The sequence below is a fragment of the Pseudomonas sp. NC02 genome, from assembly GCF_002874965.1.
Lineage (GTDB): Bacteria > Pseudomonadota > Gammaproteobacteria > Pseudomonadales > Pseudomonadaceae > Aquipseudomonas.
The window spans coordinates 5,232,347-5,257,500 of the sequence record NZ_CP025624.1; the positions used below are offsets into that span (position 1 = coordinate 5,232,347).

General features: G+C 60.6%; 20 protein-coding genes, 3 tRNA genes and 1 riboswitch. Of the genes, 1 reads left to right on the top strand and 22 read right to left on the bottom strand.

Translation table 11 applies throughout. From position 1 onward, the window contains the following. Window positions 1-41: 41 nt before the first annotated feature. The 8 genes from mgtE to ltaE form a co-directional block, all read right to left on the bottom strand. Window positions 42-1,484, bottom strand: a complete 1,443-nt coding sequence (gene mgtE, locus C0058_RS24470) for a magnesium transporter (protein WP_003214265.1) — start codon at window positions 1,482-1,484, stop codon at window positions 42-44. A gap of 339 nt (window positions 1,485-1,823) precedes the next feature. Next, window positions 1,824-1,900 (bottom strand) — tRNA-Arg (locus C0058_RS24475). Between the two features lie 72 nt (window positions 1,901-1,972). After that, window positions 1,973-2,049, bottom strand: a tRNA-Arg gene (locus C0058_RS24480). Between the two features lie 108 nt (window positions 2,050-2,157). Continuing rightward, a tRNA-Ser gene (locus C0058_RS24485) sits at window positions 2,158-2,248 on the bottom strand. 62 nt (window positions 2,249-2,310) lie between these two features. Beyond that, the gene (csrA, locus tag C0058_RS24490) at window positions 2,311-2,499 is read right to left on the bottom strand and encodes a carbon storage regulator CsrA (RefSeq protein ID WP_002554426.1); all 189 of its coding nucleotides are present in this window, start codon (window positions 2,497-2,499) and stop codon (window positions 2,311-2,313) included. Window positions 2,500-2,685: 186 nt separating this feature from the next. Next, entirely contained in the window at window positions 2,686-3,927 is a 1,242-nt protein-coding gene (locus C0058_RS24495; RefSeq protein WP_003214308.1) for an aspartate kinase, read from the bottom strand. 95 nt (window positions 3,928-4,022) lie between these two features. Then, window positions 4,023-6,641: an alanine--tRNA ligase gene (alaS, locus tag C0058_RS24500; RefSeq protein WP_102369717.1), complete on the bottom strand. Its 2,619-nt coding sequence runs from the start codon at window positions 6,639-6,641 to the stop codon at window positions 4,023-4,025. A gap of 146 nt (window positions 6,642-6,787) precedes the next feature. Beyond that, window positions 6,788-7,792: a low-specificity L-threonine aldolase gene (gene ltaE, locus C0058_RS24505; RefSeq protein ID WP_102369718.1), complete on the bottom strand. Its 1,005-nt coding sequence runs from the start codon at window positions 7,790-7,792 to the stop codon at window positions 6,788-6,790. A gap of 190 nt (window positions 7,793-7,982) precedes the next feature. Then, a riboswitch (FMN riboswitch) is annotated at window positions 7,983-8,152 on the top strand. Between the two features lie 111 nt (window positions 8,153-8,263). Between ltaE and C0058_RS24510 the strand changes: the two genes are divergently transcribed. Next, a complete protein-coding gene (locus C0058_RS24510) occupies window positions 8,264-8,773 on the top strand; it encodes a 6,7-dimethyl-8-ribityllumazine synthase (protein WP_003214313.1) in 510 nt (169 codons plus the stop codon). Window positions 8,774-8,903: 130 nt separating this feature from the next. On the opposite strand, the gene astE is transcribed toward C0058_RS24510, so the two are convergent. The 14 genes from astE to acs all read right to left on the bottom strand — a co-directional run bounded on the left by astE (window position 8,904) and on the right by acs (window position 25,110). Continuing rightward, entirely contained in the window at window positions 8,904-9,908 is a 1,005-nt protein-coding gene (gene astE / locus C0058_RS24515) for a succinylglutamate desuccinylase (RefSeq protein WP_102369719.1), read from the bottom strand. 11 nt (window positions 9,909-9,919) lie between these two features. Beyond that, on the bottom strand, window positions 9,920-10,210 hold the full coding sequence (locus tag C0058_RS24520; protein WP_003214319.1) for a hypothetical protein: 291 nt from the start codon (window positions 10,208-10,210) through the stop codon (window positions 9,920-9,922). 23 nt (window positions 10,211-10,233) lie between these two features. After that, window positions 10,234-11,580 carry an N-succinylarginine dihydrolase gene (gene astB, locus C0058_RS24525; RefSeq protein WP_102369720.1) on the bottom strand — a complete coding sequence of 449 codons (1,347 nt, stop codon included), beginning with the start codon at window positions 11,578-11,580 and terminating at the stop codon, window positions 10,234-10,236. A 158-nt stretch (window positions 11,581-11,738) separates the two neighbouring features. After that, window positions 11,739-13,208: a succinylglutamate-semialdehyde dehydrogenase gene (gene astD, locus C0058_RS24530; RefSeq protein ID WP_168197533.1), complete on the bottom strand. Its 1,470-nt coding sequence runs from the start codon at window positions 13,206-13,208 to the stop codon at window positions 11,739-11,741. Continuing rightward, entirely contained in the window at window positions 13,205-14,230 is a 1,026-nt protein-coding gene (gene astA / locus C0058_RS24535) for an arginine N-succinyltransferase (RefSeq protein ID WP_003214325.1), read from the bottom strand. The genes astD and astA overlap by 4 nt, the downstream gene beginning before the upstream one ends. A gap of 49 nt (window positions 14,231-14,279) precedes the next feature. Next, window positions 14,280-15,299, bottom strand: a complete 1,020-nt coding sequence (aruF, locus tag C0058_RS24540; RefSeq protein WP_003214328.1) for an arginine/ornithine succinyltransferase subunit alpha — start codon at window positions 15,297-15,299, stop codon at window positions 14,280-14,282. Between the two features lie 245 nt (window positions 15,300-15,544). Further along, on the bottom strand, window positions 15,545-16,765 hold the full coding sequence (locus C0058_RS24545) for an aspartate aminotransferase family protein (RefSeq protein WP_003214332.1): 1,221 nt from the start codon (window positions 16,763-16,765) through the stop codon (window positions 15,545-15,547). Between the two features lie 309 nt (window positions 16,766-17,074). Next, on the bottom strand, window positions 17,075-18,055 hold the full coding sequence (locus C0058_RS24550) for a GlxA family transcriptional regulator (protein WP_003214334.1): 981 nt from the start codon (window positions 18,053-18,055) through the stop codon (window positions 17,075-17,077). 247 nt (window positions 18,056-18,302) lie between these two features. Then, window positions 18,303-19,067 (bottom strand): ABC transporter ATP-binding protein, encoded by a 765-nt coding sequence (locus C0058_RS24560; RefSeq protein WP_003214336.1) that lies wholly within the window; start codon window positions 19,065-19,067, stop codon window positions 18,303-18,305. A gap of 27 nt (window positions 19,068-19,094) precedes the next feature. After that, window positions 19,095-20,207, bottom strand: a complete 1,113-nt coding sequence (locus C0058_RS24565; protein WP_008435255.1) for a succinylglutamate desuccinylase/aspartoacylase family protein — start codon at window positions 20,205-20,207, stop codon at window positions 19,095-19,097. 1 nt (window position 20,208) lies between these two features. After that, entirely contained in the window at window positions 20,209-20,907 is a 699-nt protein-coding gene (locus tag C0058_RS24570; protein WP_010165618.1) for an ABC transporter permease, read from the bottom strand. Beyond that, the gene (locus C0058_RS24575) at window positions 20,904-21,593 is read right to left on the bottom strand and encodes an ABC transporter permease (protein ID WP_003214341.1); all 690 of its coding nucleotides are present in this window, start codon (window positions 21,591-21,593) and stop codon (window positions 20,904-20,906) included. The genes C0058_RS24570 and C0058_RS24575 overlap by 4 nt, the downstream gene beginning before the upstream one ends. A 91-nt stretch (window positions 21,594-21,684) precedes the next feature. Next, window positions 21,685-22,470 (bottom strand): ABC transporter substrate-binding protein, encoded by a 786-nt coding sequence (locus C0058_RS24580; RefSeq protein WP_003214343.1) that lies wholly within the window; start codon window positions 22,468-22,470, stop codon window positions 21,685-21,687. Between the two features lie 684 nt (window positions 22,471-23,154). Next, window positions 23,155-25,110, bottom strand: coding sequence for an acetate--CoA ligase (gene acs / locus C0058_RS24590; protein WP_003214346.1), 1,956 nt, complete (start codon window positions 25,108-25,110; stop codon window positions 23,155-23,157). Between the last annotated feature and the right edge of the window lie 44 nt (window positions 25,111-25,154).

The following is a 25,154-nucleotide window of genomic DNA, read 5'->3' on the forward strand; positions in this document are numbered from 1 at the left end:
GAAAGGATCAAGGGGCAAACGCCCCCGATCCATGGAAGGGATCAAAGCAGGAAGATGGTTGCCAGGCCCAGGAAGATGAAGAAGCCGCCACTGTCGGTCATGGCCGTGATCATCACACTGGCGCCCATCGCCGGGTCTCGTCCAAGGCGCACCAGGGTCATTGGAATCAGAACCCCCATCAACGCTGCCAGCAGCAGGTTAAGCGTCATGGCCGCCGTCATGACCACGCCGAGCGACCAGCTGCCATACAGCAGGTACGCCACGATACCGATGACACCGCCCCACACCAGGCCGTTGATCAGCGCGACCGCAAGCTCCTTGCGCATCAAACGCTTGCCATGCCCGGTCCCCACCTGATCCAGCGCCATGGCGCGGACGATCATGGTGATGGTCTGGTTACCCGAGTTACCGCCAATACCCGCCACAATCGGCATCAGTGCAGCCAGGGCCACGAGCTTCTCGATGGAGCCTTCAAACAGGCCGATCACCCGTGAAGCAATAAACGCGGTAATCAAATTCACCGCCAGCCAGGCCCAGCGGTTACGCAGGGATTTCCAGACCGACGCAAAAATATCCTCTTCTTCCCGCAGACCGGCCATGTTGAGGACTTCGCTTTCGCTCTCCTCACGAATCAGGTCGACCATTTCATCGATGGTCAGACGGCCGATCAGCTTGCCGTTCTTGTCGACCACCGGGGCCGAGATCAAGTCATAACGCTCAAACGCCTGGGCCGCGTCGTAAGCGTCTTCGTCAGGATGGAAACTCACCGGGTCACTGGCCATGACGTCCGCGACTTTCTTGTCCGGATCATTGACCAGCAGGCGCTTGATCGGCAGTACGCCCTTGAGGATCCCTTCGTAGTCGACCACGAACAGCTTGTCGGTGTGGCCTGGCAGCTCTTTCAACCGGCGCAGGTAGCGCAGAACCACTTCCAGGCTGACGTCTTCACGGATGGTGACCATCTCGAAGTCCATCAACGCACCGACCTGCTCCTCGTCGTAGGACAACGCCGAGCGCACACGCTCGCGCTGCTGGCCATCGAGGGTTTCCATCAGCTCATGGACGACGTCACGCGGCAGCTCGGAAGCCAAGTCAGCGAGTTCGTCGGCATCCATGTCCTTGGCGGCCGCCAGGAGCTCGTGATCGTCCATGTCGGCGATCAGGGTTTCACGGACCGAGTCGGATACTTCGAGGAGGATGTCGCCGTCGCGGTCAGCCTTGACCAACTGCCAAAGGGTCAGGCGGTCATTCAGCGGCAAGGCTTCGAGGATGTAGGCAACGTCGGCGGAGTGCAGGTCATCGAGCTTGCGTTGCAGCTCGACAAGGTTTTGCCGGTGGACCAGGTTCTCGACCCGGTCATTGTTCGCGCCTTCCTGGCGATGCGTCAGGTCTTCGACCACGCGCTGGCGCTGCAGCAGCTCGACGACTTGAGCCAGGCGATCCTGCAGGCTTTCTTGTGTTTTCTTTACTTCAACTTCGGTCATAGGCGAACTCCACTCCCAGCAGCGGGGCACGCCGGAAGGATCAATCAGTCAATTCATGATTGGTAAAACGGGGTACTGAGTAACTACTGGGTAAGTCCATGGAGGTGTTCCACAAGCCCCGGCGGGGCTGACGGGCGCAATGATACACCGGGCGGCCGCGTTTAACGTCAAAAAACTGGAAAGAACAAGCGCTTGCGACACAAAGCTGAGCATTGGCCACACATATGAACTGCGACGACGCAGCTTGAAAGGAAAACACATGGGCGAGAGAAAAAGGCGCCCCGGGAAATAAAAACCCCAGACGGCAAAAAGCCCGCACTAGGCGGGCTTTTTGTTGTTTGGTGCACTCGACAGGATTCGAACCTGTGACCGCTCGGTTCGTAGCCGAGTACTCTATCCAGCTGAGCTACGAGTGCAGATTGTGTTTTTAGACCAGATCACAACTGGTTGAAGCCAAGCTACCTGCATTGCTGCAACTAACTCTTAAATGGTGCACTCGACAGGATTCGAACCTGTGACCGCTCGGTTCGTAGCCGAGTACTCTATCCAGCTGAGCTACGAGTGCATTTGTTGCCGCGCATTATAGGCCGTTCAATCTCTATGTAAAGCTATTTTTTCGTTTAGTTTCAACAACTTAGCGAAAAAACCAGATTGCAACGTACTAAGCAAATAATGGCGGAGAACGGGGGATTCGAACCCCCGACACCCTTTTGAGGTGTACTCCCTTAGCAGGGGAGCGCCTTCGGCCACTCGGCCAGCTCTCCGCAACACGGGGCGTATATTAACCAGCTTCATCCCCGTTTGCAAACATAAAAAACGATAAAAATTAATGGCTTGGTTCTTCGTCCTTCTCTTTCTTGATCCGCAGGTAGATTTCCTCGCGGTGGACAGCCACCTCTTTCGGAGCGTTAACCCCGATACGCACTTGATTGCCTTTGACGCCGAGCACGGTCACGGTGATTTCGCCATCACCAATAATCAGGCTTTCTGCGCATCGACGAGTCAGAATCAGCATACCTTTCTCCTCACGCATTTCATTTCGGGAACAACAGTCTGCAAAAAAAAGGCATTCGACCTACAACCAAATGGCCATAGCCCTACACGCCTAAGTATTGTCGAGCGCAGGTAAAAGAACAGGTCTTAACCACACACCCGGCAAAAAAATGAAAGGCGCGGATAACCGCGCCTTCCCGGCAACGCATCACTCGCCCTGTCGGGCCGGAGCGTCCAGCTCAAAAGCGGTATGCAGTGCGCGTACAGCCAGTTCCAGGTACTTCTCTTCGATCACCACCGACACCTTGATTTCCGATGTGGAGATCATCTGGATGTTGATGCTTTCCTTGGCCAGGGCTTCGAACATGCGGCTGGCAACGCCCGCATGGGAACGCATGCCCACACCCACGATCGACACCTTGGCAATCTTCGTATCGCCGACCACTTCACGGGCGCCGATTTCCTTCGCAGTGTTCTGCAGGATCCGCTCCGCCGCATCGTACTCGTTGCGGTGCACGGTGAAGGTGAAATCGGTGGTGTTATCGTGCGAGACGTTCTGCACGATCATGTCGACTTCGATGTTCGCGCCACTGATCGGGCCCAGGATCTTGAAAGCCACGCCCGGGGTGTCTGGCACGCCACGGATAGTCAGCTTGGCTTCATCACGGTTGAAAGCGATACCGGAAATGATCGGCTGTTCCATGGATTCCTCTTCATCAATAGTAATGAGGGTGCCCGGACCCTCCTTGAAGCTGTGCAGTACGCGCAGCGGAACGTTGTATTTGCCGGCGAACTCAACGGCACGGATCTGCAACACCTTGGAACCGAGGCTGGCCATTTCCAGCATCTCTTCGAAGGTGATCTTGTCCAGGCGCTGAGCCACGGACACGACCCGCGGGTCAGTGGTGTAGACGCCATCCACATCGGTGTAGATCTGGCATTCGTCAGCCTTCAGGGCTGCCGCCAGGGCCACGCCAGTGGTGTCGGAACCGCCACGACCGAGGGTGGTGATGTTGCCGTGCTCGTCGACGCCCTGGAAACCGGCGACAACTACCACACGACCGGCTTTCAGGTCAGCGCGAATCTTCTGGTCATCAATCTGCAGGATGCGGGCTTTAGTGTGCGCGCTATCCGTAAGAATGCGGACCTGGTTGCCAGTGTAGGACACCGCCGGCACACCACGCTTGTTCAGCGCCATGGCCAGCAATGCGATGGTCACCTGCTCACCGGTGGAAATGATCACGTCCAGTTCACGGGGAACCGGTTGCTGATCGCCACTGATTTGCTTGGCCAGATCGATCAGGCGATTGGTCTCGCCGCTCATGGCCGACAGCACCACCACCAGGTCATCGCCGGCATCGCGGAATTTCTTAACCTTGTCGGCGACCTGCTCGATTCTTTCGACAGAGCCGACCGAGGTGCCTCCAAATTTCTGTACGATCAAAGCCATTTCTAAGCCGCCTCAGCCCGTAAAGGGGCGCCTGTTATTCAATCAACCAGCACTGACTGAGCCCGCGACTAGACCACGGGCTCATTAACAGCGCCTTAAATACCTGCCTCGACAAACGGCACGGTCAGGGCCAGGGCCGCGTCCAGGGCGCCGGCGTCAACACCACCGCCTTGCGCCATGTCCGGACGACCACCGCCCTTCCCGCCCACTGCCGCGGCGGCTTGCTTCATCAAATCACCGGCCTTGAGTTGGCCAGTCAGGTCTTTGGTTACACCGGCAACCAGAACGACCTTTTCCTCATGGACACTGCCGAGCAGGATCACTGCGCGGCCGAGCTTGTTCTTCAACTGATCGACCAAGGCCAACAGCGCCTTGCCGTCCTGACCGTCCAGGCGTACGGCCAGCACTTTCACACCCTTGACGTCCAGGGCGGAAGCCGACAGATCGTCGCCCGCCGCGCTGGCCGCCTTGGCCTGCAACTGCTCCAGCTGTTTCTCCAGCTGACGGTTGCGCTCCAGTACGCCGGAGAGCTTGTCGATCAGGTTGTCGCGGCTGCCCTTGACTAGGCCGGCCGCTTCCTTGAGTTGTTCTTCTGCCGCATTGAGGTAGGCCAGGGCCGCAGCACCGGTGATCGCTTCAATACGACGTACGCCGGAAGCCACGCCGCCTTCGCTGATGATTTTCAGCAGGCCGATGTCGCCGGTACGGCTGGCGTGAATACCACCACACAGCTCCACCGAGAAGCTGCCGCCCATGCTCAATACGCGCACTTCGTCGCCGTACTTCTCGCCAAACAGCGCCATGGCGCCTTTCTTCCTGGCGCTCTCGATATCGGTTTCTTCGGTTTCCACCGGGGTGTTCTTGCGAATCTCGGCGTTGACGATGTCTTCCAGGGCCTTCAACTGCTCAGGCTTGATCGCCTCGAAATGACTGAAGTCAAAACGCAGGCGCTGGCTATCGACCAACGAACCCTTCTGTTGCACATGCTCACCCAGCACCTGACGCAACGCAGCGTGCAGCAAGTGAGTGGCAGAATGGTTCAAGGCAGTTGCATGCCGTACGTCGGCATCTACCTGAGTGTCCACCGGGGCGCCGACGGTCAGGTTGCCCAGCACCAGCACGCCGTGATGCAGGAACGCACCGCCGGTCTTGGTGGTGTCGCGCACTTCAAAACGACCGGAGGTGGAGCTCAGGAAACCACAGTCGCCAACCTGGCCACCGGATTCAGCGTAGAACGGGGTCTGGTCGAGGACCACAACGCCCTCGTCACCTTCGTTCAGCACGTCGACCGACTTGCCATCCTTATAGATAGCCACGATCTTGGCCGAGCCAACGGTGGCTTCGTAACCAATGAACGAAGTCGCCACATCAACCTTTACCAGGGTGTTGTAGTCCAGGCCAAAGGAGCTGGCGGAACGGGCACGGACGCGCTGGGCTTCCATCTCACGCTCAAACCCGGCCTCGTCGATGGTCAGCTCGCGTTCGCGGGCGATGTCGGCGGTCAGGTCCATCGGGAAACCGTAGGTGTCGTACAGCTTGAACACGACGTCGCCCGGCACCACGGTGCCCTTGAGCTCGACCAGGTCCTGCTCGAGGATCTTCAGGCCGTGCTCCAGGGTCTTGGAGAACTGCTCTTCTTCAGCCTTGAGCACGCGCTCGATGTTGGCTTGCTGCTGCTTGAGTTCCGGGAAGGCATCGCCCATCTCGGCCACCAGCGCGGCAACGATCTTGTAGAAGAAGCTGCCGGTGGCGCCCAGCTTGTTACCGTGACGGCAGGCGCGACGGATGATGCGGCGCAGCACATAGCCACGGCCTTCGTTCGACGGCAGCACGCCATCGGCGATCAGGAAGCCGCAGGAACGGATGTGATCCGAGACCACCTTGAGCGACGACTGGTTGTCGTTGGCACAGCCAATGGCCGCGGCCGAAGCGCTCAGCAGGTTGGTGAACAGGTCGATCTCGTAGTTGGAGTGAACGTGCTGCATCACCGCACTGATCCGCTCCAGGCCCATGCCGGTGTCCACCGACGGCGCTGGCAACGGATGCAACACGCCATCGGCGGTGCGGTTGAACTGCATGAACACGTTGTTCCAGATTTCGATGTAGCGGTCGCCGTCTTCTTCCGGCGAGCCCGGTGGGCCACCCCAGATGTCGGCGCCGTGATCGTAGAAAATCTCGGTGCACGGGCCGCACGGGCCGGTATCGCCCATGGTCCAGAAGTTGTCGGACGCGTAAGGCGCGCCCTTGTTGTCGCCGATGCGAATCATGCGCTCGACCGGCACCCCGATTTGCTGGGTCCAGATGTCGTAGGCTTCGTCATCGGTGGCGTAGACGGTCACCCAGAGTTTTTCCTTCGGCAGCTTCAGCACGCCGGTCAAGAAGGTCCAGGCAAAGGTGATCGCGTCTTTCTTGAAATAGTCGCCGAAGCTGAAGTTACCCAGCATCTCGAAGAATGTGTGGTGGCGGGCGGTGTAGCCCACGTTTTCCAGGTCGCTGTTCTTGCCGCCGGCGCGTACGCACTTCTGGCTGCTGGTGGCGCGGGTGTAGGCGCGCTTTTCCTGGCCCAGGAAGCAGTCCTTGAACTGGTTCATCCCCGCGTTGGTGAACAGCAGGGTTGGGTCATTGCCTGGGATCAAGGAGCTGGAGGCGACACGGGTGTGACCTTGCTCTTCGAAGAAGCGAAGGAAGGCTTCACGGATTTCTGCGCTTTTCATTAGGTTCTTCCACGGAGGCTGCGGCCAAAGGCCAGTGCTAAACGTCATCAGACGGAGCGACGGCAAAGGGCCGCATTATATCGGCCCTTTGCCCGTGGTACAGCGTGTTTATGTGATAGAAACAGTCAATTAGACGGTCTGCACTGTCATTTCCGGGAAAACTCGACAAATGTCGCGAGCACTTGCTCGATCTGCGCCCGGCTGACGTCCAGGTGCGTGACCATGCGCAGGCGCGGCGCCGCGCTCAACTTGATCCCGCGCTCGGCAGCAAACGCCTTCAAGGCCTGGGCTCGATCACCGATGTCGACGTAGACCATATTGGTCTGCACCGGCTCCACCGTATAACCCGCCTTGCGCAGTTCATCCCCCAGCCATTGGGCATTGGCGTGGTCGTCGGCCAGGCGCTGCACCTGGTGATCCAGGGCGTACAGCCCCGCCGCCGCCAGCGAACCGGCCTGGCGCATGCCGCCACCGACCATCTTGCGCAAACGACGGGCCTTGGCGATCAATGCCGTGGAGCCGCACAGCACCGAGCCGATCGGCGCGCCCAGGCCCTTGGACAGGCACACCGACACCGAATCGAAGTGCCGGGCGATCTCCCGTGCATCCACACCCAGCTTGACCGCCGCGTTGTAGAGCCGCGCGCCGTCCAGGTGCAAGGCCAGTCCGTGTTCCCGGGTAAAGGCTCGCGCCGCCGCCAGGTATTGCAGCGGCAGGACCTTGCCCTGCATGGTGTTTTCCAGCGCCAGCAAGCGGGTGCGGGCGAAGTGGAAGTCGTCCGGCTTGATCGCCGCCAGCACGTGCTCCAGGTTCAGGGAACCGTCGGCCTGCACTTCCAGGGGTTGTGGCTGGATCGAGCCGAGAACCGCCGCGCCGCCGCCTTCGTATTTGTAGGTGTGGGCCTGCTGACCGACGATGTATTCCTCGCCACGCTCACAGTGCGCCATCAATGCCAGCAGGTTGCTCATGGTGCCGGTGGGCACGAACAACGCGGCGGCAAAACCCAGGCGCCTGGCCAGTTCGGCTTCCAGGCGATTGACGCTCGGGTCCTCGCCGTAGACGTCGTCGCCGCTGGCGGCCGTGGCCATCGCCTCGAGCATGCCAGGGGTCGGTTGGGTCACTGTGTCGCTGCGCAGGTCAATCACGTTCATCAAACTAGCCTCTAGCGGATTGGAGCGTTTCTTGTGTTGACGATTACTGCGGGCAAACCCGCGGAATATCAAGCCCCGTGCTTGCACAATCGAATACCAACCAAACAAACCGATATAGGTTATCGATAAACCAACCGTGCAGTTTCTGAAAAACCATGATAAAAACTCTCCGCCGCCAGGGTTCTGGCGGCAACGTTCTCAGGGCGGGGTGTAATTCCCCACCGGCGGTAATTGCACGCAACGTGCATAGCCCGCGAGCGCTTGGTGCCTCGAACTGCCTCGGCAGGACGGCGACAAGGTCAGCAGACCCGGTGTGATCCCGGGGCCGACGGTCATAGTCCGGATGAAGAGAGAACGGGATTGGCACCTAAGGGCCGCGCTGACGTCATGTTCACATGAGCCCGCTGTGCGTACCCTTAAATCCCATTCGATTCATAACGCCCTGTTTTTTTCTTAAACAGGAGTCAGAACATGCAACCCACCGCAATCGACAGCAAAAGCAAAAACCATCACGGCGAGCGCGTCGCGTTTATCCAGGCCTGCTGGCACAAGGATATTGTCGACCAATCCCGTAAAGGTTTCCTCGCCGAAATGATCGCCCAGGGCTACCAGGAATCGGACATCGATTTCTTCGAAGTCGGCGGCGCCTTTGAAATGCCCCTGCACGCCAAGCTGCTGGCCAAGTCCGGCCGTTATGCCGGTATCGTCGCGGCCGCCCTGGTGGTGGACGGCGGGATCTACCGTCACGAGTTCGTGGCCCAGTCCGTGGTCAGCGGCCTGATGCAGGTCCAGCTGGAAACCGAAGTGCCGGTGTTCTCGGTATCCCTGACCCCGCACCACTTCCACGCGGGCAGCGAGCACCATACGTTCTTCTATGAGCACTTCGTGCACAAGGGCCAGGAAGCGGCACGCACCTGCGCCGACACCCTGCACAAGGTTCGCGCACTGCGTCGCAATGAGCCACGTGCTCTCGCGGTTTAAGCAACACTGCAAAGCAAATGTGGGAGCGGGCTTGCTCGCGAAAGCGGAGTGTCGGTCAATACATGTCTGACTGATACACCGCCTTCGCGAGCAAGCCCGCTCCCACATTTGACCGAGTCAGTCTCGGGATTCAGGCCAGGCCGGCATCCGTGGTCGGCACAATCAATATCCCTGCTCGCAAGCCATTCTTGACCTTCGGGTTCGGGAAGATGATGCGTGCGCCCTCCTCCTCGATCACCCAGCGGGTCTTGGCAATGTCCTCGGCCAGCAGATAACCCTTCTCCAACTCCGAAAAGTTTTCCACGTCCGCCGGCAAATGCAGGACGAAGGTATCGCTGTGCTTGATCACTTCCCGGGAGACGCTGAACAGCTGCAGGCCATCCAGGCTCTCGGTGGCCGGCTCGTTACCCTCGATGATCTGCGTGAGGCGGGTTTCCAGGCGCGATACGTCCACGCCCTGGTTCTGCCCGAACGGCCGGGCCTTGCCCAACTCCAGGGTGAAGGACTCGGCCTCCAGCTGCTCATAGGTAAACGCCGTGAAGGTGATCGACGTCTTGTTCTGCAACAGCACCGCCTCCAGGCCCGCGGCTCGCAGGCGCGCCAGTTCACGACGTGAATGCTGGCGACCGTCCTTCCACGGGTACAGTGCGAACTGCTCGATCTTCGAGCCACGGATGGCGGTGTGCAGGTCGTAGTGCAAACGGCTACGCCCAGGCACGCTGAAGAAGGTGCGGGCCAACTGTTCAAGCTCGGCGGCGCGCATGGCTTCAGGGCCGATGTTTTGTTCATGACGGCCATTGAACAGCCGGTTGACGTCCAGTTCGAGGTAACGCTCGCCACGGCGCATGGCCTCGGGGTTGCCGAACAGGAACAGGATACGGGTACGGGGCTTGATCTCCCCACGGGCAATGCCCTGCAGCAAGCGATCGGCCAATTCGATTGGCGCGGTTTCGTTGCCATGGATGCCGGACGACAGCAGTACGTCGCAGCCGTTGTCCCGCGCCTCAGGAGGCCGCACTTCCAGCGCGCCCTCACTGAGCCAGCGCAGTTGCACGCCGTCGACAGTCAGTTGAATTTTTTGCGCCGGTTCGCGACCGGCGAGGGTCAGTTCAAGCAGTTTGCCGAGGGCGAGCATACGCAGCTTCCTTAGTGGTTGCAGCCAGGACCGTGGACGTGATCGTCGTCATCACCTTCAACGTCGGCCGGTTCCATTTCCAGTTGCAGGCTCATCAGGTTGGTGGCCAATGGGCGCATCAGCAGGTTGGCGTATTCCGCGTCGCCTTCTTCCACGTCCACGCCGATCAGCAGTTGGCCACGGCCGTCGTGCTGGATCCAGATCTCCTTGCCCTGCCACACCACGGCGACGCGGGTGCAGGAAGTTTCCAGCTGGGTGCCGTCGGTGTCTTCAAGGATCAGTTTCAGGGTGTCGGTGGTCATAAATAGTTCTCAGCCGTGCGGCGTTAATTGATCTGGAAAGGATAAACCGAGCCCAGTTTAAGGATTTGCGTCAGTTCATCCAGTGCCGTCCGGCACTCAAGCAGCAATTGCGGGTCAGCCAGGTCGGTTTCCCGCAGGCTGTCGCGGTAGTGCTTGTCGACCCATTGGGTCAGCGTGTCGTACAACGGCGCCGTCATGATAACCCCTGGGTTGACCGCCGCCAGTTCGGTTTCATTCAGGGCTACACGCAAGCGCAGGCACGCCGGGCCACCGCCGTTCTGCATGCTTTGCTTGAGGTCGAAGACTTTGACTTCACGGATCAGCCCGCCGGAGGACGTCAGGCCTTGCAGGTACTGCCAGACACGCTCGTTGGCGCGGCATTCTTCCGGCACGATCAGCAGCATCGAACCGTCGGCGCGGGTCAGCAGCTGGCTGTTGAACAGGTAGGAACGCACCGCGTCTTCAACCCCCACCTGGGCCCGTGGCACGCAGATCGACTGGAAATTGCCGCCGAGCTTGCCGAGCTTGCCCTGCAATTCACCGAGCATCTGATCGGTATTGAGGAACGCATCCTCGTGATAGAACAGCACCTCGCCATTGCCCACCGCGATCACATCGTTGTGGAACACACCGGCATCGATCACCGCCGGGTTCTGCTGGGCGTAGACCACGCCGTCATCCCGCAGGCCGTGCAGGCGCGCGACCGCCTGGGAAGCTTCAAGAGTCTGGCGTGCCGGGTACTTTTGCGGCGCCGGGTAGCGGGTGTCGAACGCGCTGCGGCCGAACACGAAAAACTCTACGCCCGCCTCGCCATAGTCCCGGCAGAAACGCGTGTGGTTGGCCGCGCCTTCGTCACCGAACTGCGCCACCGCCGGTAATGCGGCGTGGTGGGCGAAGTGCTTCTGGTCAGCGAACATCGCCCCCAGCACGCGGCTGGTGGTCGGGTGTTCGATGCTGCGGTGGTATTTGCAGTTGAGGTTGGCGGCGGTGAAATGCACGCGGCCGTCAAAGGTGTCGGCGCTCGGGCTGACGGTCGCGGCATTGGCCACCCACATGCTCGACGCCGAGCAACTGGCAACCAGCAGCGGCATGGCTTGCTTGGCGGCCTGCTGGATGACTTGTGCGTCGGTGCCGGCAAAACCGAGGTTGCGCAAGGCGGCCACATCCGGACGTTCCTGGGGCGCCAGCACACCTTGCACAAAGCCCATTTCCATCAGGGCCTTCATCTTCGCCAAGCCTTGCAGCGCCGCTTCCTTCGGGTTGGAGGACTGCTGGCTGTTGCTTTGGGACGCGACGTTGCCGTAGGACAAGCCGCCGTAGTTATGGGTCGGCCCCACTAGACCGTCAAAATTGACTTCACAGGATTTCATCGGCGAGGCTCCACGAACATCTGTATTTTTATAGGCATCAAATTACTTGAACACACCACAAATCAAGTGTGGGAGCGGGCTTGCTCGCGAAAGCGGTGGTTCAGTCGCCTGAAATGTTGAATGACACACCGCCTTCGCGAGCAAGCCCGCTCCCACATTTAGATCAGCGTCACACCCGGGGTTAACGTCGCCGGTAACACCAGGCTCGGGGTCTCAAGGGAGGCCACCGGGTACGCGCAATAGTCCGCCGCGTAATAGGCGCTGGCGCGATGGTTGCCCGAAGCCCCTACCCCGCCAAATGGCGCGCTGCTCGCAGCACCCGTCAGCTGTTTGTTCCAGTTGACGATCCCGGCACGGCTTTCCAGCCAGAACTGCTGGTAACGCGCCTCGGAATCCGACAGCAACCCGGCCGCCAAGCCGTATTGAGTGTTGTTGGCCTCGGCAATCGCCGCCTCGAAATCAGCGTAGCGGATCACTTGCAGCAGTGGGCCGAACAGCTCTTCGTCAGCGCGTTCCGTAACCTCGGTCACATCGATAATCCCCGGCGTCAGCAACGCAGCCTGGGCCTGGGGTTGAGTCATTTCCAACAGCGCCACGGCGCCATTGGCCAACAGCAATTCCTGGGCATCCATCAACGCCTTGGCAGCACCGAGGGAAATCACCGAGCCCATGAACGGCGCCGGCGTTTGGTCAAATGCGCCGACTTCGATGGTCGAGCTCACCGCCACCAGGCGTGCGAGCAACGCATCGCCCCAGGCGCCTTCCGGCACCAGCAGGCGACGGGCACAGGTGCAACGCTGGCCAGCGGAGATAAACGCCGACTGGATAATGGTGTACACGGCCGCATCCACATCGGCCACTTCGTCCACCACCAGCGGGTTGTTGCCGCCCATTTCCAGCGCGAGGATCTTGTCCGGGCGCCCGGCGAATTGCTGGTGCAGATGGTTGCCGGTGCGGCTGGAGCCGGTGAAGAACAGACCGTCGATGCCCGGATTCGCCGCCAGGGCGATCCCGGTTTCCCGTGCGCCTTGCAGCAGGTTCAACACGCCCGCCGGCAGGCCGGCGTCGATCCAGCATTGCACGGTCAGCTCGGCGACTTTCGGGGTCAGCTCGCTCGGCTTGAACAGCACGGTGTTACCCGCCAGCAAGGCCGGCACGATATGCCCGTTAGGCAAGTGACCCGGGAAGTTGTAAGGGCCAAACACCGCCACTACACCGTGGGGCTTGTGGCGCAACACGGCAGTGGCGTCGCCCAATGGGCCGCTCTTCTCGCCGGTACGCTCGCGGTAGCTTTGCACCGAGATCGCGACCTTGTTGACCATGCTGGTGACTTCAGTCGCCGATTCCCACAAAGGCTTGCCGGTTTCCTCACCGATGCAGCGGGCGAGTTCGTCAGCACGACTCTTCAGGTTGGCGGCGAAGGCTTCCAGCACGCTCAGGCGCTCTTCCAACGAACGCTTGGCCCAGGCCGGAAACGCCTGGCGTGCGGCCTGGACGGCGGACTCGACCTGCTCGGCGGTGGCGCCATTACCCGACCACACCACCTGCTGGGTCACCGGGTTCAGCGACTCAAACACTTCACCCTGGCCAGCCAGCCATTCACCTGCGATGTATAGCGAATTCATTATTTCGACTCCCGGGCAGCGGACAACGGTACGGCACGCACTTGATCACCGGCGATCAGTTGCAGGCGCTTGGCGGTCTGTTGATCGACCACCAGGGTGCCCGCAGCCAACCGCGCCGGCGCGGCGGTGATGCGGCAATCTTCACGTTTGCGGTTATGGATCAGGAACGGCGTGGCGTCGTCGCCCGGCGTACCAATCGCCAGCACCAGCGCTTCGCTGTCGCGCACGGCGCGGATCTTGGTGGTTTCACACTCCACCGCCGGGCCCGCGTCGAAGATGTCGACGTAGCCCTGGTAGCTGAAACCTTCGCTCTTGAGCATGCTCAAGGCCGGCTCGGTGTCGGTGTGGACCTTGCCGATCACGTTGCGCGCGTCCTCAGACAGGAAGCAGGTGTACAGCGGAAACTTCGGCATCAGCTCGGCGATAAACGCCTTGTTGCCCACGCCAGTGAGGTAGTCGGCCTGGCTGAATTCCATCTTGAAAAAGTGCCGGCCCAGGCTTTCCCAGAACGGCGAGCGCCCGGCTTCGTCGGACATGCCGCGCATCTCGGCGATGATCTTGTTGCCGAACAGCTGCGGGAATTCCGCGATAAACAGCATGCGCGCCTTGGCCAGCATGCGGCCGTTAAGGCCGTTGCGGTAATCGGCGTGCAGGAACAACGAGCACAGCTCGGAGTTGCCGGTCAGGTCGTTGGCCAGAAACAGCGTCGGGATTTCACGGTAGATGTTCAGCTCCTGGGAGGCGCTGACCGTCAGGCCGACCCGGAAGTTGTACCAGGGCTCGCGCAGGCCGACTGCACCGGCGATGGCGGAAATCCCCACCACGCGGCCTTCGTCGTTTTCCAGCACGAACAGGTAGTCCGCATCACCGCGCCCGGCTTCGCCGCGAAAGGTCTTTTCAGCCCAGCCGACCCGATGGGTCAGGCGCTCTTCGTTGGCCGGCAAGGTGGTGAGGCCGGTGCCGGTGCTGCGCGCCAGATCAATCAGGGCCGGTAAATCGCTGCTGCGTACGGGACGAACGATCATGCTATCTCCTCAAACGGGCCGCCTTGCAAGCCACCCGCGAAACTCATTCTTAAACCGCTACCAGTCGAACGCTGGCACCTTCGCCGACGCCCAGGGCTTCGGCGGTTTCCAGGTCCAGGGTCACTGGCTTGCCCGGCGCGTAGTCCAGCTCCAGCATCACCGCGCGGTAATCCTGCAACTGGCCGTTGCTCACCAGGTACTGGCGGCCGACACCCTTGACCATCTCACCGATCTTCACCGGCACCACACGGCTCTGGGCGATCGAGCGAATGCCCGAGACGCGCGCATGCAGGGTTGGGCCGCCGTCGAAGATGTCGATGTAATGGTCGGTCTCGAAGCCTTCGCGCATCAGGATGTCGAAGGTGATCTGCGCCCGCGGGTGCACCTGGCCCATGGCTTCCTGGGCTTCGTCGGGCAACAGCGGCACGTAGATCGGATAGTGCGGCATCAGTTCGGCGAGAAAGGTCCGGCTCTTCAACCCGCACAGGCGCTCGGCAGCGGCGTAGTTGAGGTCGAAGAAGTTGCGGCCGATGGCGTCCCAGAACGGCGAATCACCGTTCTCGTCGCTGTAGCCCACAATCTCGGTGACCACCGAATCGGCGAAGCGCTCCGGGTGGCCGGCCACGAACAGCAGGCGGCCACGGGAGTTGAGCTCCGACCACGGCGAACCCACCAGCTCCGGCACCACGTAGAAGCTGGTCAGGAGGCTGTTGCCGGTGAGGTCATGGCACTGCGAGAGCACGTGGATCTTGTTGTGGATCTTCAGCTCGCGGGAAGCGTGCACGAAGGTTTCGTTGCGGAAGCTGTAGAACGGTTCCGAGTAGCCGGCCGAGGCAACGATGGCCGAACAGCCCACCAGCTTGCCGGCGTCGGTGTCTTCCAGGACGAAGAAATAGCTTTCTTCACCGTTGAAGCTGACCTCGGCGGCGAAGGACGCTTCGCTCGCAGCGATCTTGTCGCTCAGGCGTTCGACATCATCCGGCAAGGAGGTGACACCAATCGGGCTGTCCGCAGCCAGACGCTGTACCTCGCCCAGATCAGCCATTTGCGCGGGGCGCATCACCAGCATGGTGTCACTCCTTAACTCGAAAAACTCACAGGAAAAAATGCCGGACACGATCTTGAAATCAGTGAGGTCAAGTGTGGGAGCGGGCTTGCTCGCGAAAGCGGTGTGTCATTCAACATTTCAGGTGACTGAGCCACTGCATTCGCGAGCAAGCCCGCTCCCACATTTGATCTTCACAGCTTCAACTAAAGAGTCCGGCATACAAAATTTGTGTTGGGCGCCCGACTCGCCGGGCACCCAACGGTCCATCAGGCTTGCGTCAGCTTTTTCACCGCACGTTCGAAGCGGTCCAGACCTTCCTGGATATCGGCATCTTCCACCACCAGGCTCGGGGCGAAACGCACCACATCCGGGCCGGCTTGCAGGATCATCAAGCCTTCGCGCTCGGCGGCGTTGAAGATGTCCTTGGCCTTGCCTTTCCAGGCATCGCTCAGCACGCAACCGAGCAACAGGCCCAGGCCACGCACTTCGGTGAAGATGCCGTATTGCTGGCCAATCTTCTCCAGACGGGAAACGAACAAGTCGTGCTTGGCGTTAACGCCGGCCAGCACTTCTGGCGTGTTGATCACGTCGATCACCGCTTCCGCCACCGCGCACGCCAGCGGGTTGCCGCCGTAGGTGGTGCCGTGGGTGCCGACCACCAGGTGCTTGGCCAGGTCTTCGCGAGTCAGCATGGCGGCGATCGGGAAACCGCCGCCCAGGCTCTTGGCGCTGGTGAGGATGTCCGGCACGACGCCGTAATGCTGATAGGCGAACAACTCGCCGCTGCGGCCCATGCCGGTTTGCACTTCGTCGAACACCAGCAGCGCGTTGTTCGCGTCGCACAGGTCGCGGGCACCTTGCAGGTACGACAGTTCTGCCGGCAGCACGCCGCCTTCGCCCTGGATCGGCTCCAGCACCACGGCGCAGGTCTTGTCCGAGACGGCGGCTTTCAGCGCCTCCAGATCGTTGTAAGGCACGTGGGTGATGCCGACGATCTTCGGACCGAAGCCGTCGGAGTACTTCGACTGGCCACCCACGTTCACGGTGAACAGGGTACGGCCGTGGAAGCTGTTCAGCGCGGCGATGATTTCGTATTTCTCGGTGCCGAAGCGGTCGAACGCGACACGACGGGCCAACTTGAAGGCGGCCTCGTTGGCTTCGGCGCCGGAGTTGCAGAAGAACACACGCTCGGCAAACGTGGCGTCGATCAGCTTATGGGCCAGGCGCAGGGCCGGCTCATTGGTGAAGACGTTGGACACGTGCCACAGCTTGTTGGCCTGTTCGGTCAGTGCACCGACCAGCGCCGGGTGGGCGTGGCCCAATACGTTGACCGCGATGCCGCCGGCAAAGTCGATCAGCTCTCGGCCCGCCTGGTCCCATACGCGCGAACCTGCGCCACGCACGGGGATGAAAGCGGCAGGTGCGTAGTTGGGAACCATGACCTGGTCGAAATCGGCACGTTGCACCGGGGCTTGCTCAACGGACATCGGAGTCTCCTGAAGAGGAACGCCTGCCTGAAACTGGCGGGCGATGCAGGGATTGTAAGGACAGTTTTCAGCGCGGCCTTGCCGCCAAGCGACAACTTCTTATAGCGCCAACCCGCGATTTTCGCGGGTTTACGCCAATGCGACAAATAGCATCGCAATGGCGCAGTTTAAACCGCCCGGGCCGGTTTTGGGCGGTCGGTGAGGCACAACTATCCAATGCCGTCGCCGATGGCCGTTTTGGTCTGCTGTTGATCTCATCCGCGCACAGGAACAGCGCCATGTCTGGAGATGCCGGCCGAGCATTGATGCCTAGCCGCGCTCGGACGGCACCGACGACAATTCGAACGGGCTGCTGCTGCGGCGCTGATTGCGGTCTTCACGAGGGGTGGCGCCGAAGAAGTTGCGGTAGGCGCTGGAGAAGTGCGGCCCCGAGGAGAAGCCGCAGGACAGGCCGATCTGGATGATCGACTTGCTGGTTTGCATGAGCATCTGGCGGGCCTTGTTCAGGCGCAGTTCCAGGTAGTACTGGCTGGGGACGCGATTGAGGTATTGCTTGAAGATCCGCTCGAGCTGTCGTCGGGATACGCACACGTGCTGGGCGATTTCGTCGGTGGTCAGCGGTTCTTCAATGTTGGCTTCCATCAGCAACACGGCCTGGGTCAGCTTTGGATGGCTGGAGCCCAGGCGGTTTTGCAGTGGGATGCGCTGGCGCTCGCCGCCCTCACGGATGCGCTCTACCACCAGCTCTTCCGAGACTGCCCCGGCCAGTTCGGCGCCGTGGTCACGGGCCAGCACCGCCAGTAGCAGGTCGAGTACCGACATGCCACCGCAGGCGGTCAGGCGGTCACGGTCCCAGTCGAACAGATGGCTGGTGGCGATCACCTTGGGGAAACGCTCGGCGAAATCGTCCTGCCAGCGCCAGTGCACAGCGGCGCGATAGCCGTCGAGCAGACCGAGTTGGGCCAACGGATACACACCGGCCGACAGGCCGCCGATCACACACCCGGCACGCACCAGTTGCTTGAGGGCGGTGCTGAGCTGGGAGGCGATGACGGTCGGTGGCTCATCGGCCAGCAGGAACAGCTTTTGGAAACCTTCCAGCTTGCCAGCCCAGGGCTCACCCGGCAGTTGCCAGGCGCCGTCGATTGGCGGTTCGGCCTGCAAAAACGAGAGTTCGTACACCACGTCCGGATGCACCCGCTGAGCAACGCGCAAGGCCTCCTCAGCCAGCGCAAGCGTCAGTGCTTTAGTGCTGGGCCAAATCAGGAAACCAATTCGATGGGCAGTCATGGAGTGCTATCCGAAGCGAGTAACAGTAATGAAGACAAAGGCCAATGCTAGCCGGTAAACCAACACAAATCTCTAAAGCGGGTGAAGATCCAAATGTGGGAGCGGGCTTGCTCGCGAATGCGGTGGATCAGTCACCGGATGTATCAACTGATACACCGCTTTCGCGAGCAAGCCCGCTCCCACAGGGGATTGGGCAACCTCAGGATTGTGAAGCTTGCACTAATTCAGTGCATAAAAGCAGTTCTGTTTACTTCAAGCTGCCGGAAAGAAACTGCTGCAAACGCTCGGACTGTGGGTTGACCAGCACTTCGCGCGGGTTGCCACGCTCTTCGACGATGCCCTTGTGCAGGAACACCAGTTGGTTGGAGACTTCACGGGCAAAGCCCATTTCGTGGGTCACCACCACCATGGTCCGGCCTTCCTGGGCCAGGTCCTGCATCACCTTCAGCACTTCGCCCACCAGCTCCGGGTCGAGGGCCGAAGTGGGTTCGTCGAACAGCATCACCTCAGGCTCCATCGCCAGGGCACGGGCAATCGCCACGCGCTGCTGTTCACCGCCGGACATGTGGCCAGGGAACGCATCCTTACGATGGCCCACGCCGACTTTGGCCAGGTAGTGCTCGGCCTTTTCCCGGGCGTCTTTTTTCGACATGCCCAGAACGTGCACCGGTGCTTCCATGACGTTTTCCAGCGCGGTCATGTGGGACCACAGGTTGAAGTGCTGGAACACCATCGACAGTCGCGAACGCATGCGTTGCAGCTGTTTCGGGTCTGCAGCCTTCATGGCGCCGTCTTTGTTGGCCACCAGTTTCAGCTCTTCGTTATTGAGCAGAATCTTGCCGGCGTGGGGCTGCTCCAGCAGGTTGATGCAGCGCAAAAAGGTACTTTTGCCCGAGCCACTGGACCCGATGATGCTGATCACATCACCGGCCGCGGCGGCCAGGGACACACCTTTGAGCACTTCATGACTGCCATAGCGTTTATGCAGGTCTTGGACTTCAAGTTTGTACATGCGGTCGGTTCTCACAAAAACAGTTGGTCAGTCGTTGAGCAAGCGCCCGTGCCGCAGCGCTTCGCGCCCCGCCACCTTGGCCAGCCAGAAACCCGCTTGGGCATAACGTAGCCGTTCAACGGCAAACAGCACCCCAGGCGTGCCCGCGCAAACAATGCTCACGCGGTCGGACAAGGGATCGATCACTTCAAATATCGGGTCGCCGGCTTCGACTACGTCACCGGCTTTACGCAGGTAGCTGATCACGCCGGCGTGGGGCGCGAACAACAACTCGGTGCCTTCGAAGGGCAGGCCTTCGCAGGGCTCGTGCTGCGGCGCGGGCCATTCACCACGGATCAGGCCTTGCTCGGCGAGGAACGCCAGGATGCCTTCAGCGTGGAAAATCGCTTCGTCACGGCCAGTATCGGCCTGGCCACCCAGCTCCAGAGTCGTCGCCAGGCACGCCAGGGGAATCTGCGCCTCGGGGAACGCCCGGGACAGCCGCAGCCACGGTAGCGAGCAGGCTTCGTCAAACGAACTGCCGCCGGAATCTTCCGCCAGCAGGCCGACCTTCACATTCAGGTGCGCCGACAGCGAACGCCACTGCGGCCAGTGTTGCGGCAGCGCGTACATGTGCAACGCGGCTTCGGCGTCGCAATGCAGGTCGAGGACCACGTCGGCGGTGCAGGCATGGCTCAGCAACACCCGCTGCATGCCTTGCAACTGGCTGCTCGGCGCCGGCAACGCATTGAGCGCATCGCTCATGGCCTGGCGGATCAAGCGCACATTGGCGTGAGGATCATCCCCCAGCTTGCCGTTGAGCAACTCGGTAACCGGCTCGCTCAACTCAACGAAGTCGCGGTTGAAGTTCTTGCCGCTGCCGATCTCGAAACGGCCCTGGTGACTGCCTTGCAGCAGTTGCCCCAGGCCCATCGGATTGGCGACGGGAACCAGCTCGATCACGCCGTTGAGGGCGCCTTGCTGTTCCAGTTCCGTCAGGCGCTTTTTCAGCTCCCAGGCGGCGCGCATGCCGGGCAATTCATCCGCGTGCAGGCTGGCCTGGATATAAGCCTTGCGCTCGCCGCTGCCGAAACGAAACACCGTCAGCTGGCGTTCGCAGCCCAGGTGACCCCAGGGCAACAGGTGATCGATACGTTCCATATCAATGCTTCCGTGGAGCCAGGTAGCTCAGCCAGCGGCCTTCGGCCAACTTGAACAGGCGCACCAGGATGAAGGTCAGGCACAGGTAGAACGCACCCGCAGTGATATAGGCTTCGAACGGCAAGTAGTACTGGGCGTTCACCGTGCGCGCGGCACCGGTGATGTCGATCAGGGTGACGATGGAGGCCAGGCTCGTGGTCTGGAGCATCATGATCACTTCGTTGCTGTATTGCGGCAGCGCCCGGCGCAGGGCCGATGGCAGCAGGATCCGGCGATACAGCTTGTAGCGCGACATGCCCATGGCCTTGGCTGCCTCGATCTCGCCATGGGGCGTGGCCTTGAGGCTGCCGGCGATGATTTCAGCGGTGTAGGCGCTGGTGTTCACGGCAAACGCCAGGCACGCACAGAAGGTCGCACTGGACAGCAGTGGCCACAGGAAGCTTTCACGCACCGCTTCGAACTGGGCCAGGCCGTAGTAGATCAAGAACAGCTGCACCAGCATCGGCGTGCCGCGAATCACATAGGTGTACAGCCAGGCAACACCGTTGACGATCGGCTGCTTGGACACGCGCATCAGGCCCAGGGGCAAGGCCGCGAGCAAACCGAAGAACAGCGAAATGGCCAGCAGTTTCAGGGTGGTCAGCAAGCCGCCGAGGTACAGCGGCATGGCCTCCCAGATGACGTTGTAGTCGAAGATCATAGATCAGCCGCCTTTACGCCTACGGAGTAGCGCTTCTCAAGATGACGCAGGGCCAGCAACGACACGCTGGTGATCACCAGGTACATCGCCGCCACTGCGAGGAAGAAGGTAAAAGGTTCGCGGGTGGCGTCTGCCGCCTGCTTGGCCTTGAACATCATGTCTTGCAGGCCCACCACCGAAATCAATGCGGTGGCCTTGGTCAGTACCAGCCAGTTGTTGGTAAACCCGGGGATCGCCAGCCGAATCATCTGCGGCACCATCACCCGGAAAAACACCTGGAACGGGCTCATGCCATACGCCAGGCCGGCTTCGGCCTGGCCCTTGGGAATGGCCATGAAGGCGCCACGGAAGGTTTCCGAAAGGTAGGCGCCAAAGATGAAACCCAGGGTGCCGATACCGGCGGCCAAGGGGTTCAAGTCAATGTAGTCGTTGTAGCCGAGCAACGGCGCAACGCGGTTAAGCAGGTCCTGACCGCCGTAGAAAATCAGCAGGATCAGCACCAGGTCGGGGATCCCGCGGATCACCGTGGAGTACAGGTCGCCCAGCCAGGCCAACCAGCGCACCGGCGAGAGGCGCAACGCGACCCCGATCAGACCCAGAACAATGGCCAGGGCCATGGACGACAAGGCGAGCTGAAGCGTCAACCAAGCGCCATCGAGGATGACAGCCCCGTAGCCTTTCAACATGATTCAGGTCCTCGAAAAGGGGGATGAAAAAATGGCGCAAACTTCAGAGATCCTGGTGCTTGCGCCATTCTGGACAGACAGCTGCGACGGTTTACTTGGCTTCTGGGCCGTAAATGTCGAAGTTGAAGTACTTGTCCTGGATTGCCTTGTACTTGCCGTTGGCACGGATCGCAGCGATTGCAGCGTTGATGCGGTCCAGGTTTTCCTTGTCGCCTTTACGTACCGCGATGCCGATGCCGTCGCCGAAGTACTTGGCGTCGGTGAAGGCCGGGCCGGTGAACGCGTAGCCTTTACCGGCTGGCGTGTCGAGGAAGCCTTCCTGCAACAGGGTGGCGTCGGCCACGGTGCCATCAAGGCGACCGGCTTCTACGTCCAGGTAGATTTCGTTCTGCGAGCTGTAAGGAACAATGGTGGCGCCTTTGGGAGCCAGCACTTCCTTGGCGAAACGGTCGTGGATCGAACCGCGCTGCACGCCGATTTTCTTGCCTTTCAATTCATCCAGGCTGTCGCTGACGGCAGTGCCTTCCTTCAATACCAGACGAGCCGGAGTCAGGTAATAGCGGTTGGTGAAGTCCACGGACTTCTTGCGATCGTCGGTGATGGACATCGAGGACAGGATGGCGTCGATCTTGCGCACTTTCAGCGCCGGGATCAGGCCGTCGAATTCCTGCTCGACCCAGGTGCACTTGACCTGCATCTGCTCACACAGGGCGTTGCCGATGTCGTAGTCAAAACCGACGATGCTGCCATCCGGTGCCTTGGAGGCAAACGGAGGGTAAGCCGCTTCAATACCAATCTTCAGTGGCTTGCCTTCGGCGAAAGCCTGCATGGACAGCACGGACAGCGCCAGGGCGCCCAACAGCACGAGTTTCTTCATCTTGGGACTCCATCGGTATAGGGCAAAACAGCAGTATGAGCCAGGGCCCACGATGCGAATGAGTGAAACCGAATAGCGGTGCTGCGTCCTGCGCCAGTTCAGCATCGGCGACGACGAGCGAGTGATCGGCATTCTAACGACAGGCCGGAAGCCGATATTTCCTCAATGCGACAACAATTTACAGAAGCACCGAGAAAGCGGTTCCAGCACATTGACAGCCTCTTGATTTTATGCAGAGGCAAAAGATATTAAACCTGTTAACGCTGCAAGTTGCGGGCCTATTATTCGCAAACCCTTCTAGCACGGCAAGTGTAGCGTTGGATCTAATTTTTCAGGGCGTCTAAGACGCGGGTTTTCGGGGCAACGGCGTAGCACTTTGCCTCATGTTTGGGCGTGGGGTTACACATTTGCCGGGCTCGGTAACATTCAGAAACTTCCTACAACACAATCCGATATTTATTGGCTTTGTGTAAGTCGCCCCACCGGATGACCAGCCTTGGAATGCAATCTAAATGTGGGAGCGGGCTTGCTCGCGAAGGCGGCGTGTCAGCCAGCACACCACTAACTGATACACCGCCTTCGCGAGCAAGCCCGCTCCCACAGGGGTTATAGGTCGCCTGTCCGATCGCACAAAAAAGCCCCATCCGGCCTACGCCGAATGGGGCTTCGTCCCACAAACCCGCCTTACGCGACGTTCATGGTCTTGTGCGTCTCGATCAAATGCGCCACCACACTCGGATCCGCCAGGGTGGAGATATCGCCCAACCCGTCGTATTCAGCGGTGGCAATCTTGCGCAGGATCCGGCGCATGATTTTCCCCGAACGGGTCTTCGGCAAGCCCGGTGCCCACTGGATCACATCCGGTGAAGCAATCGGCCCGATCTCTTTACGCACCCAGTTTTTCAACTCCAGGCGCAACGCTTCATTCGGCTCTTCGCCGTTTTTCAGCGTGACATACACATAGATGCCCTGGCCCTTGATGTCATGAGGCACACCCACCACCGCCGCTTCCGCGACTTTCGGGTGCGCAACCATGGCGCTCTCAATCTCGGCGGTGCCCATGCGGTGGCCGGAGACGTTCAGCACGTCGTCCACCCGACCGGTGATCCAGTAGTAGCCATCCTCGTCACGGCGCGCACCGTCACCGGTGAAGTACATGCCACGGAAGGTCTTGAAGTAGGTGTCCACAAACCGGTCATGGTCGCCATACAGCGTACGTGCCTGGCCCGGCCACGAATCCAGGATCACCAGGTTACCCTCGGCCACGCCTTCAATCAGGTTGCCGAGGTTATCCACCAGCGCCGGTACCACCCCAAAGAATGGGCGCGCCGCCGAACCCGGCTTGAGCGCATGGGCGCCCGGCAGCGGGCTCATCATGTTGCCGCCGGTCTCGGTCTGCCACCAGGTATCGACGATCGGGCAACGGGATTGGCCGACGTTCTTGTAGTACCAGTCCCACGCTTCCGGGTTAATTGGCTCACCCACCGAACCCAGCAGGCGCAAGCTGCTGCCATCGGCGCCTTCGCAGGCGGCGGTGCCGGAAGCCATCATGGCGCGGATCGCGGTCGGTGCGGTGTAGAGGATGTTCACTTTGTGCTTGTCGACGATCTTCGCCACCCGGGTGATGTCCGGATAGTTCGGCACGCCTTCGAACATCAGCGTGGTCGCGCCGTTGGCCAGTGGGCCATAGACGATATAGGTGTGGCCGGTGACCCAGCCGACGTCGGCGGTGCACCAGTAGATTTCGCCCGGGCGGTAGTCAAACACGCGCTCGTGGGTCAGGGCTGCGTACAACAGGTAGCCGCCGGTGGTGTGCTGCACGCCCTTCGGCTTGCCGGTGGAGCCGGAGGTGTAAAGGATGAACAGCGCTTCTTCGGCGCCCATCTCTTTCGGCGCACACACGGTGCCCGCCACTTTCATCAGGTCTTCGTACCAGATGTCGCGATGCTGGTTCCACTTGATGTTGCCACCGGTGCGCTTGCACACGATGACTTTCTGGATGCTGCTGGTTTCCGGGTTGGTCAGGGCGTCGTCGACGTTGGCCTTCAGGGAAATCTTCTTGCCGGCACGAATGCCTTCGTCGGCGGTGATCACCACCTTGGATTTGCAGTCGATGATCCGACCGGCCAGGGCCTCTGGCGAGAACCCGCCAAACACCACCGAGTGAATCGCACCGATCCGGGCACAGGCCAGCATGGCGACCGCGGCTTCGGGAATCATCGGCATATAGATAGTCACCACGTCGCCGCGGTGCACATCCTGGCCGCGCAGGGCGTTGGCGAACTTGCAGACTTCTTCATGCAGCTCGCGGTAGGTGATGGTGCGGCTTTCGGCAGGGTCGTCGCCCTCCCAGATGATTGCTGGCTGGTCGCCACGCTCGGCGAGGTGGCGGTCCAGGCAGTTGTAGGAAACGTTGAGGGTGCCGTCGGCAAACCATTTGATGTCGACATGGTGATCGTCGAAGGAGGTCTGCTTCACCGTGGTGAAAGGCTTGATCCAGTCAAGGCGCTTGGCTTGCTCGCGCCAGAAACCGTCGGGGTTGACCACCGACTGCTGGTACATGGCCTTGTAGGTCGCCTCATCGGTCAGCGTATTGGCTGCTACTTCGGGGCGAACGGGGTACAGAGAAGCCGCACTCATCTTTCTTACCTCGGTGACATAGTTGTTGTTGTATGGCCCTGTTG